The following is a 16,735-nucleotide window of genomic DNA, read 5'->3' on the forward strand; positions in this document are numbered from 1 at the left end:
ATTCTACTCTGACAAGTCTTCTTCAATACGAAGTCACGAAAGTATTCCATTAAGTTTTGTCTCTGGTGTCAAGTTAACGCTGCTCCGTCGTAATCGAGTCATCCTGAACTTGTTTCAGGATCCCATTTCTGAACAGATACCGATCCGGCAACTGCCGGACGGCGTGACTATATGCCATTTAAGCGTTGACAACACTAGATCGCTGAAAAAAGGTAACTTTTACCGGCTTCGGTTTCCAAATCGTACAAGATCATCGCCCCCAGGCGGCCATTGTCAATCGGGAGCGCTTCTTCCCATTCAGAAGCCGGCTTATCGTACCAAAGTTTCAGGAGCATTTCGTTTTTGGGTTTGCCGGTTACGCACGAGAGCAAAAAGAGGCAGCATGCCAGCAACATAAATCTTTCTTTCATAAATATCAGGTTGACGTTCAAAAAAATCAGTTTAAAAATACGGCTCGCCGGAAGGTACAACAACCGACAAATTGACTGAAATGATAGGGCATTTCGGTATTTTAACAAGTGATGCCGTTAAAACAGGCCGGGTTTGTTTTAAGATGAAGGGGACTCATGGCATAGGCCGACTTGTTCCGTTTAAGCTCAAACGGCCCGTTTTAGCCATCTGCTCTCCCGGTAGAAGCGGTCATTCCCGGATCAAAGGTTTTAATAGTATCAAAACCTTTCAAACAGATCACGCAAAATCTGTTTGAAACATAAATTGAATAATTCTATTGTTTATTTAAGTAATAATTCATAACTTTTTACTTGATTTAATAAAAACCATTCATCATGGCCTTTCAATCAAATGACCTGCTCCGTTCGCGATTGTTTCGTTTTACCCCTGCCCGGTACATGTTTGTCGCGAGCGGGGTACCTCAGCGGTTATTCCGGGAAGCCTAAGCTTTCGGTTAGCTGCTTCCTGTACCTTTTTAACACAAAATCGTCAATTAAAAAAGAATATCATGTCAATTTTATATAAAAAAGTTCAGCGGATCAATCCGCGGGATCCTGAAGGAGCCCGAAAATGGTACATCTCTCCCAAGCGGATAGGACAAAAAAGTGTGAAAGAAATCGCCGAAGCTTTGGCCAAAAACACGACCTTAAGCAGAGGAGAAGCAAGCCTGGTCATCGATGAGTTGCAGTCGGTTATCCTGAGTACGCTTTTGGATGGCTACACGGTGCAAATGGGCGACTGGGGAACCTTCCAGTTAACTGTAAACAGCGAAGGCACAGACACCGAAGCCGAATCTTCGCCCGACAAGATCAAGGGAGTCAACATTCGCTTCCGGCCGGGCAAGGAGATGAAAGAGGCTATTGCCAAAGCAAGCTTCTCTCCCCGCTAAATGCTTTTATATCCCCGGGGCCATCATGTGGTCCCGGGTTTTATACCTCTGAATCTGGCCAAACCCAGCCGGTTGAATAGATACATTCAAACTTCTCCGTATAAGTCAGCAAACTTCTCTTTAGAAGTTTCAAAACTTCTCCGTATTTGTATCGATCACTTCTCTTTAGAAGTTTCCGAACTCCTCTTTATAAGTTTTCGCACTTCTCCGTATAAGTTTTGCGACTTCTCTTTACAAATTCCGAAGGTCCGCTTTTGATCCGGCTGACAAAGATTTGTGCCAACAGCATCTGTCACCGCAAACAGGTTTTCTGGTTGAGTGCTAAAGATGATATCGTTTGCCCTGATTAAAATACCCTCCTGCTGACCGGTTTGTAATTTGTGTTTTTATCTTTCGCAGATAAGATTCGATTCTGCCTAATGGCACACCGGTTACAAACCGGCGCGAGCAGGGGGAGACGCCCCGTCCAGATGTCAGTTTTATTCCTTAAAGGGCGTTATAAAAAGGCCAGCGAAAACACGACCATTTTAGGATCAGCCAATGCCCTGCGAAGCGGCGCTTGATTTACTGTATGGGACTACGGTTGAATTTTGGGCGTTCTCATTCCATGACTCGGTTGCTCTCCCAAATCAGCCTTGTATCGGGGTTCTGTTCAACAGTACATCAAGTTTTCTGATGGCTTCCTCCAGATTCAGGGGTTCCTCTGACATCCTTGCAATCGCTAATATTTCCTATCACCCCAACACATGCAGGAACTTGCATCATGCCAGCTTATTGTCATGCCCGACATCTCAAAAAAGAGGCTGAACTCTTTTGAGACAGCCTCATCATTTGTTTGACGGTTAGAAATATCCTTTATCCTCCAACATTGCCAACGCCTCGAACAACATACAGCCGCTCAACTGCGCGGTAAATAGCAATGGGTCGGTAGGTGCACCTCTCCAGTTACCACTTAGCCAATTTTTCTCATTTCTTCCGACAGTCCACAATGATCCGCCATTGTTGATCAACCATGAGATGTAACGTTGACGGACAGGTTCACTGATACCGTCGCATATAATCAACTGAGTAAACCAACGGATAAAAATTCCTTTAAACATTGCATTATCACTATTGGTATTACTGGTTTCAGAACTGATCACATTATTGGTACTTTTAGTGTTTAACACCTGATTGGCGGCTGCCATAGCATCGCTGAGGTACCTGGTTTCACCCGTGATTTTGTACAATTCTACTGCGATACCAATAAAAGTACCCTGATTGTAGGTGAGAGTACCGGTACCTTCAGCGACCGTAGGGGAGGTTATACCCTCAGTTAATGTATTTGTAGTGAGATAACTGCTCCAGCGTATGTTATCACTAACGTTCCCACTTGATGGCTTGAACAATCTTGCCCTTTGCCAATCGTAGATTTTATGGGCCCACGCCAAATCTTCTTCGTCACCAAACTCCTGATACAGCAATGCAGCAACGATGGCAGCAGGAGCGTTGGAACAGGCGTTTCTGGTGTGAATTTGATCAGACTTCCATGCAATTCCCCCTAGATTGTCATCCACCCATGCTCTTTTGATACCATAATAACCATTGTTAGGGGCACTGGTTGGCATACCATTTAAAGGGTGAGGGGTATAGGGGATGACATCTGTGGTTCCGTCCCACACTTCCCTACATACTTGCAAGAACTTTGCATCGCCGGTTGCTTTGTAGGCACGAATTGCAGCAATGCCAATCCACTCCATATCGTCAATAAAATCGTTTGTCCACTTATGCCCGTTTCCTGCACGAACTCCTTCACACCACATATCCATATAATTTCTGTAAAAATTATCGCCCGTCCGAAGGTATGCATCTACCAACACATCCAAACCATGCGCCTGGGGCCAGTAATTGCCGTTAAAGTGATCGATGTTGGTTGCAGCGTTAAGATATTTGAGTCTCGGATTCCAAAAGTAGTCAATCAACGCTGCATTACTTTTATCGGCTGCCAACGACCAATCGACCGCATCCGGTCCATAAGCATAGGTTTGATTTTTCTGTAACAAACTGTGCGTATAGGGAGCATCGGATTTCAGCATAAACACTATACCCCAGGAATTATTCCAGTTTGCAGGACCTGTCCATAAATCACCATCGATCGAAGATTCCACTTCCCGCATGAAATAATAGGGTGCGAGGCCGTTCGGTGCACCATCGCTGGGCATTTCTGCCTGCCATTCGGTTTCGCCTGTGGCGCTTTCCATTTGGAATTTGTATCTTCTGTCGGTATTATTGGTACCTGATAGCCCGGAGAAGGTGTTATCTATCCCCCAAACGCCAAAACCAATGTAGGGCAATTCTACCGAGATTTGCGAGGCGTTGAGGTAGAAGCTTACCTTCGTGATTTCAGTGTAGGTGCAAACCCCGGTATTGAAATTGAGATAAACTCTGTAAATACCGGATTGACCCATCGTGGATTTCTGGTCACCTTCTCTAAGCTGCCCATCCTCCGTGTAAAATGTACGCGATGCGTCCGATGTTTTGTTGACAAAGAAATACGTTTGTCCTGCTGTTAATTGGGTATAAATCTCATATTCGCCGTTAACAATAGATTTCAGGACCATCGCTTTGGCAATGTCGTCTCCTGCTTCGGTTCCTGCACCGGTAAGATAAACGCCTGCAGAAAGACTTCCATATACGTCAAAGACCGATCGCGTAACACTTATCGTACGACTTTTTTCGACTTTAATGATTTCGTTTCCTCTTTGCGCGAATACCGTCCATTTAAAACTTCCTGTTCCCTCAACAGCAATTCCCATCAATCCGGCTATTTCATCCATTTTTGCACGGGATATGCTCACATATGTTTTTTTGCCGTTATCGTCGGAAATGACCGTTTGAACAGGGTTGGAAAAATCCTCATCAGTTTTGTCAAAAACAACCGAGTATGTCACATCGCTTCCGATTGCGGCTTCCCAGGAAAAAAGCAGTGAAGCCTTGGGCATAGTTTCTATTTTTAAGGAACTAAAGTCTGTGGGAGTCAGAAGGAGAATTTCCGTTGAAACGGGTGCATCCTTTAACATATCCTCTTTGCATGAATTGAATACAAAGAATATGAATAATACTACTAAAAAATTTAAAAAATTCATGTGCCTTTTTTTAATGATTTGAATTATTCGAAATATCCTTTTTCTTGCAACATGGCAAGCGCTTCAAACAGCATACAGCCGCTCAACTGTTCGTTAAGCCCTGTGTGTAATTGAGGTTTCTCTTTCCAGTACGGGCCTATCAGAAAATCTGGACTGAGTCCTTCTCTCCACAACGTTTCTCCATTGTGTTTCAGGAATCTGATGTAACGACTGCGGTCTCTTTCGTTGAGATCATTCTGCATGATTAATTTTACGAAGTAACGAACAAAAATTCCTTTAAACAAAGCGCCATCACCGCTACCTTCGTTTCTAAGCAACTGATCAGTGGTATTACTTAGGCTGTTCATAGTAAAATCGGCAGCCTTGCAGGCGTCGCTGAGATAGGACCGTTCTCCGGTGATTTTGTACAATTCGAGCGCAGCGCCCAAAAATGTTCCCTGATTGTAAGTGAAGTTTGACGACCATGTCACTGACATGTCACTGGCATCTAAAGCGTCGCCGACTGCACCTGTAATGGGGTTGAAAAGGTAATCCTTTTGCCACTCGTAGATTTTGAGTGCCCATTCCCGATATTCTTCAGTGTTAAACTCATTATACAACCATGCGGTAAAGATGGCAGCCGGAGCATTGGAACAGGCATTTTTAGAGAGTCGCCATTCATTGGCGGCATTCCAAAAGAACCCCCCGTAGCCGTTTTTCGCACCTTCTGTCCAGGCGTTTCTAATACCGGCTCTGCCGGCGAGATCAGAAGGGGGCCAACGATCGTCGCCTTCCCATACCTGCCAGCAGAGGTCTAAGAAAGCATCTTTGCCTGTTGCCTTATAGGCGCGAAACGCCGCCAAAGCAATCCATTGCATATCGTCAATATAAGGATTAGTCCACCTTCCTCCGTTTGCTCTGCGAACTCCATCCAACCAATTGTTGAAATAGTACAAATAAGTGTTGTCGCCCGTCCTGAGATAGGCGTCCGTCAATACATCCAAGGCGTGTGCCTGAGGCCAATAATTATTTTCCCAGTTATCGGTATTGGTGGCGCTGTTAAAATACTGACGGTTATCATTCCAAAAGTATTCGCACAACGTTTTGGTAGAAATATCGACTGCCAGTGAAAAATCTACAGGCGGCAGAGTTTCGACAACAATTGCATCATCTTTTTCTTCGCATGATGAAAGTATCATTATGGCTGATATGAGCAAAAAACAATATTTTTTCATATTGATGATTTTTAATAAACATACATAAATTATGGGGCGGTGCTGCTAAACGTGTGCCTATGCGGTTCTCCTTCAGTGAAGCTGAGCATAAACGTAACGGTATGCCTTCTGGTACTCCAGTTACCATTTGTGGTATTAAGAGTTGTTGGATGTTTCCAAACCCATTGATCAGTAGTCGCACTTTCACCCGGAGCAATGGGCCATTGAGCCCATTGATCTATGTTAGGGTACTGCCACATGTGATAATAATTTACAGGCGGATTACTGCCGGGTTTTGCGTTATGTCTGTATACGCATCTCCATTCGGTTTTTCTACCTGAAGGAGTGAGCATACGAAATTTGTAACGGTCATCGGTACTGCTGTTTGCTCCTGACCCAAATCGATAATTTGTCAACCCCCAGACTCCAAGATCCTGATAGCCCAATTCACATTCATAATTTGGACCTGAAATATAGATGAATACACGCACAGCCGGGGAGTAAGAATAACTTCTATTGTTAAAATCAACGGTTAACTTGAAAACTCCGGTCGTATCGCACGCTGCCGCCACAGCTTCATTAATCAGTCCGTCGTCGAGATAAAAAGTACGCGATTCTCCGTTGACAGCTTCTTTGAACTGAAGCGGCTCCCCTTTAGTAAATGAGGCAATACCTTCAAAAACGCCATCAGCCACTTTTGTCATCTTAAGGGCGTCACCAACCATTTCCGGTACGTATTCTTCTACTATAGCATCTTCATCTTCTTCATTTCTTTTTTCTATTCTCAAAGACTCTACAGAATTCATAAAAGAATAGGCTGCTTCGATATCAGCTGCTGCTCCTGACATATAAAGTTCAAATGGCAAGTCGATATAATCATATTCTGCCATACGGGTAACAATAAGTCTGTGTTCCTTAGCGGCTTTCATAATTTCCGTTCCTTTTTTGGAAAGAACCGTCCATTTGAGCAGACAGTCAGCTCCCTTCACCGCTCCTGCCATTTTCGCTATATTGTCCAACCGAGTATGTGACACGAGTGCAAAGTTTCTCGTTCCATTACTTTCGGAAAGAACTTTGTATAACGGATTAGAGAAATCGCCGTCTGCTCTGTCGATGACAAGATAGTACACCACTGTCCCGCTTTTTTCGGGATCACACGCTTCCCATGTGAAAAATACCGAAGGCACAGGCTTTAAAACTATTGCTTTCTGATCTGTCGGTTCAAAAAGATCGTTTACCTCTGTCAGACTAAACAACAATTTATCATCGCTGCAAGAGGTCGCAAATGCAATAGCCAATGCCGCCAAAATCATCGATTTTTTTAATAAAAATTTCATAAGGCTTGTTTTAAATTAATGATTATCACATTTCTGTCCTGACAAATGTATGGGTATAAGGAGCATCGGGTTTTAAAATGAATTTAGCATTATATTTGGCTCCATTCCAAGTGGCTCCTTCGCGCTTCCATATTTCGTTGTTTGTCCATTGTTGCAAAGGGTGGGGGGTGAGCCTTTCCTCCATATAATACCACGCGATTGTAGGAGTTGGACCCGGCTTGGAGTCGTTAGGCAACAGTGTCCTCCATTCGGTAATTGCGTGGTCAGGTCCTCCGGTTGGATGTCCAATGGCATAGACCATACGGAATTTGTATCGGTCGTCGGTATTACCATAGTCGCCTGCTCCATAGTCGAACTCATGGTCAACTAATTCCCAAACGCCAAAACCAGCGTAAGTCATATCGACGTATGACTGCGCAGCGTTGGGAAAAAGACATACTCTTGCTACTTCGCTAAATTTGACAACTGCTGAATTAAAATCAAGGTTGATTCTGTAAACTCCGGTTGTTGCAACAGTACATGATCCGCTCTGATCTTCTACAAGAGTTTCTTGTCCTACCAAACCATAGACAGTTGGGCTTCCAACTGTTGCATCCACAAACCTGAAGGTTTGCCCTGCCATCAGAAGGGTGAACAATTCACATTCACCGTCGGCAATTTGTTTCATGATAAGAGCGTCAGCAAGGTTATCGCCTGCCTCCGTCGCAGCTCCGGTAAGATAAACCGCATCGGGAGGCGTGATACCTGCCAATCGTTTTACGATAAGCGTATATTCAAGATCGGCTTTTACCGGATTGATTCCTTTTGATGCAAATACCGTCCACTTAAGTATACCCCACTCGTTTGATTCAATATCTGCGGACGCAGCAAGACGATTCAAATCCTTGTGCCCAATGTCGAAAAAGTTGTTTTTTCCATTATTGTTCGAAGGGAAGACGGCAATCGGATTTGAAAAGTCGCCATTAGCTTTGTCAAATTTAAGTTCATATAGCACCATGCCGTTGTCGTTAGCCATGGCGGGCTCCCACTCGAAACGTACTTGGGGTGTCTGTGATGAAGCCGATAACTGAATGCTCTTCCCGTTTTCGGGTTGATACAAATGCTCTATTTGCGATACACTCAGGTCGAACACATCTGTCACTTCCTGATCCATGCTACAGCCTGAAAATGAGAATATCAAGGCTGCCATAATGGTTATTCGAAAAATTCCTGGATTCATATTTATCATTTTTTTTACAATTGAATACATTAATAACCAGAATTTTGTCCAAGATTTGGATTAATATCCTTTTCCGCCTGAGGTACGGGCCACAGGTAGTCGCGAGCTGCATTGAATCTCCGCGCATCTAATGTAATTGTTGACCAGGACGCTCCACGCGGGGTAGTATTAAGAACTATTTCGGCTGTCTTCCACCGCCTGATGTCGTGAATCCTTGTTCCTTCCATTACCAGTTCGCAGCGACGTTCGCGTCGGATAACCTGCCGCATATTCCACGAAATATTATAATCCAATGCATAATCATCAGTGAATCCAGCTCGTTCGCGGATGGGGCGGATGGTCATGTCCCATACTACATTGTTCATCTCATTCAGTTCATTCTTTGCTTCGGCATACATCAGCAATACGTCGGCATAACGCATCAGTATCAGGTTAAGACCCGATGCAATATCACTCAATGGCGCTGTAGGATCGTACCATTTTCTGAGGAAATAACCGGTAGAGGTGGAGTTGCTGCTTGGCGTATATGCATTGTTGCCCGCTCCTGCCCCCGTTACATTTATTGTGGAAATGGTATTGTTGGGGTTTTTCCAATTATAGCCGTGGTGAACAATGGTTTGCGCAAAACGCGGGTCCCGGTTTTGATACATGGTAGTGTTGGTGGGGTTGGTAGGATATCCGGATCCGGATTCATTGATTGCTCTTCCATTCTGCATGATATAATCGTCCACCAAATCCTGCGTGGGAGCAAAAGAATTGACACGACCGCCTACCGTAAGCGGTATTGCGTCGCGATAAGTGTCCCATGTTCTGATTGCGGGAACATAACTGATGTCGAGTATCACTTCGTTATTGTATTCGTTTTGTGGCAGGAAAAGTCCTTCGTAACTACTGATATTCACATTATTACTTTTGAAAAGCGAATACTGTCCATAATCTCCAGCAATGATTTTTTCGCAGACATTCGCCACGTTCCGCCAATCGTTTTCGTAGAGATACGTACGCGCCAGCAAAGTTGCAGCTGCTCCACGAGTAATACGTCCGTTATCGGAAGCGGCATATTGCTGCTTGGTGGGAAGTTTGGTCATCATCTCATTCAATTCCTCCCGGACCCAGGAAACCACCTCATCTTTAGGTGTACGCGAAATGGTCTTTGTTTCTTCCAACGTCGGGTCGTAATCGAACCAAGGTACTGCACCATACCAGTTGGCAAGGCGGAAATACAAGAATGCCCGGATAAAACGGGCTTCTGCCTTCATGCGTTCTCTAACTGTTTCGTCCATCGTCACAAGATCCACATTTTTGAGAAAGATATGGCAGTATTTGATACCCGCATAACAATCCCTCCATTCGCTCGCGAATCGACCATTCGCCGCGTCGGCTTGTCCTGAAGAAATTTGTTTTTCGTTGGAAAAGTTTCTCTGATAGAGGTTATCCGACAAACATTCCGTATTAAAGTAATAACTGGCAGTATACATCTGACTGTAAGCTTGATTCAACACGGCTTCCGCTTTTTCAGCCGACGTCCAGTAACTAACATCGGTAATCCTGTCAGTGGGGGTAAGGTCCAATGGATTACATGAAAAAAATGCCGCCACTATTGCTATGATATAAAATTTTACAATTTCTTTTTTCATCTGGTACTTGTTTTAAAAATCCAATTCTAATCCTATTCCGTAATATTTCAAAGGCGGGAAGTTACGGCCGCTACTTGCATTTACACCGCTCCCATCTCTACCGCCCATATCGTTGCCGTATTCGGTCGATTCTGGATCGACGAATGAATTTTCGCACAAAGTGAACACGTTCTGAGCGTTGAGGCTTACACGCGTCCTTGTAATGCCATATCGTGAGGTGAAATTCTGCGGTAATGTATAGCCCAACTGTATGTTTTTCAACCGGAGGTAAGCCGCGTTCAACATATATATATCCGAACCTTTCCTTTGCCAGTTGTTGTTGTTCGACGACGAGCTGGGTCCAGTCAAACGTGGATATCTTGCATTAGGGTTTTCAGGAGTCCAGAAATCTAACTGGTGTTTGTAAATACTTTGGGAATAACCTTCATGAAACGGCTCCAAAAGTTCGCCCCTGATATACTGGTCTCGTTTACCTACGCCCTGTACGATCATACTGAAATCAAAACCCTTCCATGCAACGTCATACGTAAAACCAAACGTATATCTCGGGAAGGCGTTGCCATAAACAACTCGGTCAGCGTCTGTGATCATTCCATCCCCATTGCTGTCTATATATTTTACGTCTCCCGGATGCACATCAAAGCCAAGAGGTACAACGCTGTTGGCTATCTCTTCGTATGACTGGAAAAATCCGGCAGTTTTGTAGCCGAAATACGAACCCAGCGCATATCCTTCCTGTACGATGCTATACATCTGGTCGCTGCTGCGGATAGTAGGATCACCGTACTTAGTTACTTTGTTTTTCTGATCGGCCACGTTGAAGTTGAAACGATGACTAACATTACCTGTGGCTAAATGATAACCAAAGTTAGCTTCCCATCCGCAGTTTTTCATTTCCCCAATATTTTCATATGCTGCATTGGTTCCGAATGCTGAAGGAACTATCGGCGGAAGCAAAATGTCCGATGTACGCCGGTCGAAATAGTCTAACGACAGGTTCAATCTGTTTTTGAAGAATGTTGCATCTATACCGATATTGAAAGTTGCTGATATTTCCCAGGTCAACTTCTCGTTGCCCAAAGTATAATCAATACCGGGGACGGTTGAATTATTGAACGCATAACGGTTTCCTCTCATTTGGTAAACCGTGTAAAATGCATAATTATTCACGTTTTGATTTCCTAATACTCCATAAGTACCACGAATTTTTAGATTTCCTATATTTTGTTTATAAAAATCGAGAAAATCCTCTTCTGAAATTCTCCACCCGGCAGAGAATGAAGGAAAGAAACCCCAACGATTGTCTTTAGGGAATTTCGACGAGGCATCGTAACGGAATGTAAATTCTCCGTAATATTTTTCCTGATAATTGTATCCAAAGCGTCCAAACACGGATGTGATACTGGACATATCAGTTCCGTAAGGGGTATTCCAGTTATCTCCTGGAACCTGTTCCGATAGTTCTGTTGTGGGAAGTCCTAAATCTTCATCGGTATATCTCCACATGACCTGACTGTCTTCGCGGGTAAACGATTCGTTTGAAGCTCCCAATAAGGCTGTAATCTGATGCACAGAATTGAAGGTGCGGTCGAAATCAATCATTAATTGCGTACTTAACGTGTACCTCTTATTATTGTAATCATCCGTTCTCCGGGTGGCGTTGAGATATCTGGCAAACGTTTTATCGGGCCAGTTATAGAGCGGCACCTGTTGCCAGCGACGAAAACGATGGTGCTGCGTGAGGTCGAGTCCTGCAACCCCCCTGACTTTCAAACCGTCAATAATCTTAATATCTAATGCCACACTACCCATGAAATTATCCTCGTCTTTCTTTTCATATCCTCCTTGTTCCATTTGTGCGCGAGGGTTAAGTTCTGTATTAACGTTGTTGATGAAATACAATCCGTCTTCCTTCTGCTTGTAAAAATAGTAGGGTGGAATCCGAGACGAATCGATGATGATAGAGCCTGTTCCTCCTGCTACTGTACGCTCCGCTCTTCGGGTATAGGCCATCATGTTGGTCAGTTTTACTCTTCCCCACTCGGCACTAAGATTGCTGCGGAAATTGAAACGCTTCAGCCAGTAATCGCCTAAAAAATTGTTTTCCTGTTTGTAATAACCTCCGGAAATCATATAGGTTGTATTGTTGGTTCCGCCCGATACGCTTAAATTATAGGACTGCTGCAAAGCGGTTCTCAAGTTTTCATCCAACCACCATGATTCTTCGCTGCGGTGATCATACAGATCGCGAATTTCTTCGGGCGTGTACATGGGTTGTGCTCCGCCGTTGATGAGTGCCTGGTTACGAAGCATTGCATTCTCCCATCCATTCACTGGATGGAACAGAATTTTGGGCGTCTGATTACCTATCATCTCATTGAAACGTATTATTGGCCTGTCGCTTTTGGTCCCTTTTTTGGTAATTACTAAAATAACTCCGTTTGCCGAACGCGAACCGTAAATGGCGGCGCTGGCGTCTTTCAGTACCGAAACAGTTTCGATATCGTTAGGATTCAGGTTATTCAATGTCCCTGTATCGGAAATCAACCCGTCAATAACAATGAGAGGATCACTACCAGCCATCGAGCTGACACCGCGAACATTGATGTTCATCGTATTGTCGTTCGGGTTCATATTCCTTTGCTGAATAATCAGGTTTGGACTTGCTCCCTGAAGAGCCTGCATGGCATTGCTCACAGGTCTGTTTTTAAAAACTTCAGAACCTACTTGGTCAATAGCACCCATAACGCTTTTGCGCTGGCGAGTACCATAACCGATCACCACAACCTGCTCAATATCGACTGTTTCTTCAACTAATACAATATTAATATTAGATTCTCCGGCAACCCTTATTGCCTGTCCCTTCATCCCTACAAACGAAAAGACCAGGATAGCGTCAACCGGAAGGTTGGAAAGCAGGTAGTTTCCGTCGAAGTCGGTAATCGTTCCGGTAGTCGTTCCCTTTACCATCACGCTGACCCCCGGAAGCGGGGCGCCGGATGAATCGGTGACCTTCCCCCGGATATCGGCCTTTTGCTGGTTCATCTGGTTCAGTTTGCCGGCGTTAACCTCAATCAGAATATTCCGGTCAACAATTTTGTAACTGATATTTTTCCCCTTAAACAGTTCATCCAGAATTTCAGTAACACTTTTATTCTCGATATCCACGCTTACCAATTGGGAATCATCAAAAAGATCGCGGTTATAAAAGAAATAATAATCCGATTGTTCTTCAATGGAATTAAAAACATCCGCAATTTTGGAATTCTTCATTTTCAGCGTCAGTTTCGAATTTTGCGCATAAACGCTTGCGGTAACTGATACTGAGGCCAATAAAATCAGCAATACACATAACCTCATCATAAGCCATAGTTTTTTTAGCCAGAGAACATGAGTTCTCCCTCGTTCAAGTTTTTTTTTCATAAATTTGAATGTTGAATTAATAAAATTGATTACGCTATTCGTAGCGGTTCATTTTTGAAGGGGGAATGCTTCGACCTATTCCCTCTTCTTTTTTAAGCCACGTTTCGTTCTTTATTCCATATGAATTAGGTTTTGATTAATTTCTTTTTAGCCATACTTCTTTATTCGCGATATAATAATTGACCTGGGCTGTTACTTTAATTTTCTCAAGGGCCTCAATCAGGTTGTTGCTGTAACTAAACATCCCCCTGAAGCGGTAAGCGGCCATATCCGGGTCTTCAAAGCGGAACCGGACCCCATAAATCCGTTCAAGCTCATTAGCCAAATCAAGTAAAGTTGCATCTTTGAATATGATCTCGCCATTTCGCCACGATGAGAAAAGCTCGGTATCCACTTGCTGTACCAATACCTTGCCCCGTGCTTTTTCATAGATAAGCCGCTCGCCCGGCGACATTTTCACCAATGCTTGTCCTTGCCGTTTTAAATCCAGTTCAATACTTCCCTCACTTAAAACCGTTTCGAAAGATTGGGAATCGGGATGAGCTTTTACGTTGAATGACGTGCCGGTAACTTTTACATCAGCGAATTGAGTACGTACAAAAAATGTTCGCTGCCGATCTTTGGAAACCTCGAAATAAGCTTCGCCTTCCAGGCTAACTTCACGCGTACCGGAAACAAAGCCGGCAGCATCGTAAGTCATAGTCGATCCTGAGTTAATCCAGACTTCCGTGCCATCCGGAAGCCTGCATTTGGCAATATGCCCCAACGGGGCGGTAATCCCGGTGATTGTTGACAGGACTTGCTTATGCTCCTGCCCCTGTTTCATAAAAAGAAGGCTTATCGCCAGGGCGATGGGGAAGGCCAGAATGGCAGCAATTTTATAAATGCTTAGCAGGCGTTTGTTATGCCTGATTTGCCGGAATAGGTTCTGATTGATTTCAGCCTGGGTTTTGAGTTTATCCTGCTGAATATCAGCATTGGAAATCCAGTTTTCAGCATGCTGCCAAATTTTTTGGCTTTGCCGATAAGCATCTGAATGGTGTAACGACTCCGTTTTCAACTCGTTAAGTTCGGCGATTTCGCCGGGAGTTGCATTTCCGGAAAGGGCTTTTGCAATTAATCTATCGATATGGTTGTCTTCGTTCATGTCGCCGTGGGTTAAATTACCCCGTAGACGAAATACGACCTGCTTACCCTGTAAAAGAACCTACTTTTTTTTTGAAAAAATGCAAAGAAGAAGTTTAACCAACTGAATGTCTGACAGTTTTTCACGCATTTTTTTTAATGCAATCCCCATTTGCATTTCAACGGTCTTAACCGAGATGTTTAGTTTCGCTGCAACCTGACTGTACTTTAATCCTTCGAACCGGCATAATACAAACACTTCCCGGCATTTTTCGGGCAATTCATTAATCGATTTGTTGATCCGGTCGTTTAGTTCAGCCTCTTCAAGGGCATCCTGAAAAGGTGATTCCAACTGCTGATCGCCAACCAAGGATAATTTTACATGTTTACTGGCCGAACGCAAATAATCAATCGACCGGTTTTTAACGGCGGTGTAGAGATATGATTTTACGGAATACTTTAAAGCAAGATGCCCACGTTTGGTCCAAAGGTCTACAAACACTTCCTGCACCAGCGACCGGGCCTGATCCATGTCTTCCAAATATTTATTCGCAAAAAAACAAAGAGAAGAATAGTACATGTCAAACAGCCTGCTGAAATTTTCTTCATTCCAGTCAAACGTACCAGCTTCAGTGTTCAAATCAGGTATCGAATTCTTCAATTTCGGGTTTATTTAGGTTGGCCTAAAATTATTAAAATTGAAGGAAATAAAAGGCAAGGATTCTTTCTCATTTCAAGATCTGTTTTAAATCTGCCAAATGAGCTTCGTTTGAGCTTTTATACAAGATTTACGGTAACCCGGAAATCCGATATTAAAAGAGTGTTCAGAGAACGTCAAATGATTTGAAAAAACCAGAGGCTATTTTTATTTTACTTACAATAATTTCCAGGTAATCAATAATTATTTGTTCAGAATTATTGTAACTTTCTGGCACCAAACAATAACCAAACAATGAAAACGACACCTGAACGCCCTTCAACATAAACAGCACAACGATTTTTGGGATGTTAAGAGATAGCAACAAAGATACAGGGGATGGTGTGGCTGTCTTCCTCTGTTGGGGACATAAGATAATAAAGATAAATATTATCTCTCCCGGATATTGAAATATAAGATATTTGGGTGGACATATAAGTAAAATGGCATCTATAAAAAAGAGACACCGCATGTATAAAATAACACTTGACAAGGATGATTTTTTGAGATATCAGCTTTATACTGCTTCAAAATCAAAACGGATTAAAAACAAACGGATTCGTACATGGATTTTGTTGACGATAAGCTTTCTTGTGCTTGGATTAACTTTAAGACAAAGCGACGATAGATTTTTATCATATTACTTTATTGGATTTTCAATCATTACACTGATTTTTTATCCTTTATATCAGCGTAAACAGTACAAAAAGCATTATGAGAAGCATATACAGGAGAATTATCAAAATAGGATTGGAATTGAAAGCGAGCTTGGATTTGAAGATGGTTATATTGTAAGTAAAGCAGATAATCAAGAGGGCAAAATAAAGATTACCGAGATACAGGAAATTAACGAGATTGCTGATAATCTTTTCATTAAAATTAAAACCGGAGAGAGTGTAATTATCCCTTCAAGATTGGGGGAGTTTTCTAAACTAAAGGAAGAACTGGCCGATCTGATTTCATCGTTAGATATTTCATGGAATAATCAACCTGGCTGGAAATGGAAATAACAAAAATTCCCTGCTGCCCTTGCTGGTGCGTTTTTTAAAAGCACTAAAGAATTGAACCGGAAATTTCTCAGAAATTCGTTATGGCTGTTTCAGAAAAAAATATCGTCTTGGTTATTAAAGAGAAAAAATCGGAACTGGCCGTCACCGCATTTGTTGCATTCGTCGTCCTGCTGATGGCTTCTTTTATCATGTATTACCTGGAAGCAGAAGATCAACCGGATGCTTTCCCGAATATATTAGCCGCTTTCTGGTGGGCAATAGCCACATTAACCACCGTGGGATATGGAGATGTGTACCCGGTTACGGCAATGGGAAAGCTACTAAGCGGATTAATTGCCGTTATGGGCATCGGATTGGTTGCCTTACCCACCGGGTTGATTAGCGCAGGCTTTATGAACAAAATTGAGCGTAAGAAATCCGGGCAAATCTGCCCCCATTGCGGCAAAAAGATCGATGAGCATGAGAAATAAAATCAACCATTCAACGAACCACAATTCAAAAATAAAAAGTTGAAAATCCGTGAAATCGGAATTACTTTGAGTGACCTGACAGACGCGTTGGCTATTCACCATTAGATACTAAGAGGACATTTATCCTTATGGAATCAGAACAAGAGATTCACCCCGCCGT

The 16,735-nt window shown here is 43.1% G+C and carries 12 protein-coding genes; 3 read left to right on the top strand and 9 right to left on the bottom strand.

The window, feature by feature from the left end:
- Positions 1-194: 194 nt before the first annotated feature.
- Positions 195-410 (bottom strand): glycoside hydrolase N-terminal domain-containing protein, encoded by a 216-nt coding sequence (locus tag ACOIT5_RS15935; RefSeq protein ID WP_423127147.1) that lies wholly within the window; start codon positions 408-410, stop codon positions 195-197.
- 548 nt (positions 411-958) lie between these two features.
- Between ACOIT5_RS15935 and ACOIT5_RS15940 the strand changes: the two genes are divergently transcribed.
- Entirely contained in the window at positions 959-1,339 is a 381-nt protein-coding gene (locus tag ACOIT5_RS15940) for an HU family DNA-binding protein (RefSeq protein WP_423127148.1), read from the top strand.
- An 842-nt stretch (positions 1,340-2,181) separates the two neighbouring features.
- Here ACOIT5_RS15940 and ACOIT5_RS15945 read toward each other — a convergent pair.
- The 8 genes from ACOIT5_RS15945 to ACOIT5_RS15980 all read right to left on the bottom strand — a co-directional run bounded on the left by ACOIT5_RS15945 (position 2,182) and on the right by ACOIT5_RS15980 (position 15,059).
- Complete coding sequence (locus ACOIT5_RS15945) at positions 2,182-4,464, bottom strand: glycoside hydrolase family 76 protein (RefSeq protein ID WP_423127149.1); 2,283 nt, start codon at positions 4,462-4,464, stop codon at positions 2,182-2,184.
- Between the two features lie 23 nt (positions 4,465-4,487).
- Complete coding sequence (locus ACOIT5_RS15950) at positions 4,488-5,678, bottom strand: glycoside hydrolase family 76 protein (protein WP_423127150.1); 1,191 nt, start codon at positions 5,676-5,678, stop codon at positions 4,488-4,490.
- 29 nt (positions 5,679-5,707) lie between these two features.
- On the bottom strand, positions 5,708-6,994 hold the full coding sequence (locus ACOIT5_RS15955) for a SusE domain-containing protein (protein WP_423127151.1): 1,287 nt from the start codon (positions 6,992-6,994) through the stop codon (positions 5,708-5,710).
- A gap of 25 nt (positions 6,995-7,019) precedes the next feature.
- A complete protein-coding gene (locus tag ACOIT5_RS15960) occupies positions 7,020-8,243 on the bottom strand; it encodes a SusE domain-containing protein (RefSeq protein ID WP_423127152.1) in 1,224 nt (407 codons plus the stop codon).
- Positions 8,243-9,850: a RagB/SusD family nutrient uptake outer membrane protein gene (locus ACOIT5_RS15965; protein ID WP_423127153.1), complete on the bottom strand. Its 1,608-nt coding sequence runs from the start codon at positions 9,848-9,850 to the stop codon at positions 8,243-8,245. Before ACOIT5_RS15965 ends, ACOIT5_RS15960 begins: the two co-directional genes overlap by 1 nt.
- A gap of 12 nt (positions 9,851-9,862) precedes the next feature.
- Positions 9,863-13,213, bottom strand: a complete 3,351-nt coding sequence (locus ACOIT5_RS15970; RefSeq protein WP_423127154.1) for a TonB-dependent receptor — start codon at positions 13,211-13,213, stop codon at positions 9,863-9,865.
- A gap of 196 nt (positions 13,214-13,409) precedes the next feature.
- Positions 13,410-14,420 (bottom strand): FecR family protein, encoded by a 1,011-nt coding sequence (locus ACOIT5_RS15975; RefSeq protein WP_423127155.1) that lies wholly within the window; start codon positions 14,418-14,420, stop codon positions 13,410-13,412.
- A gap of 60 nt (positions 14,421-14,480) precedes the next feature.
- Positions 14,481-15,059 (bottom strand): RNA polymerase sigma-70 factor, encoded by a 579-nt coding sequence (locus tag ACOIT5_RS15980; RefSeq protein WP_423127156.1) that lies wholly within the window; start codon positions 15,057-15,059, stop codon positions 14,481-14,483.
- Positions 15,060-15,565: 506 nt separating this feature from the next.
- Between ACOIT5_RS15980 and ACOIT5_RS15985 the strand changes: the two genes are divergently transcribed.
- Together ACOIT5_RS15985 and ACOIT5_RS15990 are read left to right on the top strand one after the other, a co-directional pair.
- Entirely contained in the window at positions 15,566-16,105 is a 540-nt protein-coding gene (locus ACOIT5_RS15985) for a YcxB family protein (RefSeq protein ID WP_423127157.1), read from the top strand.
- 80 nt (positions 16,106-16,185) lie between these two features.
- Complete coding sequence (locus ACOIT5_RS15990) at positions 16,186-16,575, top strand: potassium channel family protein (RefSeq protein ID WP_423127158.1); 390 nt, start codon at positions 16,186-16,188, stop codon at positions 16,573-16,575.
- The last annotated feature ends 160 nt before the right edge of the window (positions 16,576-16,735 follow it).

This window comes from Gaoshiqia hydrogeniformans, assembly GCF_049347105.1.
Taxonomy (GTDB): Bacteria; Bacteroidota; Bacteroidia; order Bacteroidales; family Prolixibacteraceae; genus Gaoshiqia; species Gaoshiqia hydrogeniformans.

Coding starts and splice junctions, on each gene's coding strand:
- ACOIT5_RS15935 (WP_423127147.1), bottom strand. CDS start 410: ATGAAAGAAAGATTTATGTTGCTGGCATGCTGCCTCTTTTTGCTCTCG.
- ACOIT5_RS15940 (WP_423127148.1), top strand. CDS start 959: ATGTCAATTTTATATAAAAAAGTTCAGCGGATCAATCCGCGGGATCCT.
- ACOIT5_RS15945 (WP_423127149.1), bottom strand. CDS start 4,464: ATGAATTTTTTAAATTTTTTAGTAGTATTATTCATATTCTTTGTATTC.
- ACOIT5_RS15950 (WP_423127150.1), bottom strand. CDS start 5,678: ATGAAAAAATATTGTTTTTTGCTCATATCAGCCATAATGATACTTTCA.
- ACOIT5_RS15955 (WP_423127151.1), bottom strand. CDS start 6,994: ATGAAATTTTTATTAAAAAAATCGATGATTTTGGCGGCATTGGCTATT.
- ACOIT5_RS15960 (WP_423127152.1), bottom strand. CDS start 8,243: ATGTATTCAATTGTAAAAAAAATGATAAATATGAATCCAGGAATTTTT.
- ACOIT5_RS15965 (WP_423127153.1), bottom strand. CDS start 9,850: ATGAAAAAAGAAATTGTAAAATTTTATATCATAGCAATAGTGGCGGCA.
- ACOIT5_RS15970 (WP_423127154.1), bottom strand. CDS start 13,213: ATGATGAGGTTATGTGTATTGCTGATTTTATTGGCCTCAGTATCAGTT.
- ACOIT5_RS15975 (WP_423127155.1), bottom strand. CDS start 14,420: ATGAACGAAGACAACCATATCGATAGATTAATTGCAAAAGCCCTTTCC.
- ACOIT5_RS15985 (WP_423127157.1), top strand. CDS start 15,566: ATGTATAAAATAACACTTGACAAGGATGATTTTTTGAGATATCAGCTT.
- ACOIT5_RS15990 (WP_423127158.1), top strand. CDS start 16,186: ATGGCTGTTTCAGAAAAAAATATCGTCTTGGTTATTAAAGAGAAAAAA.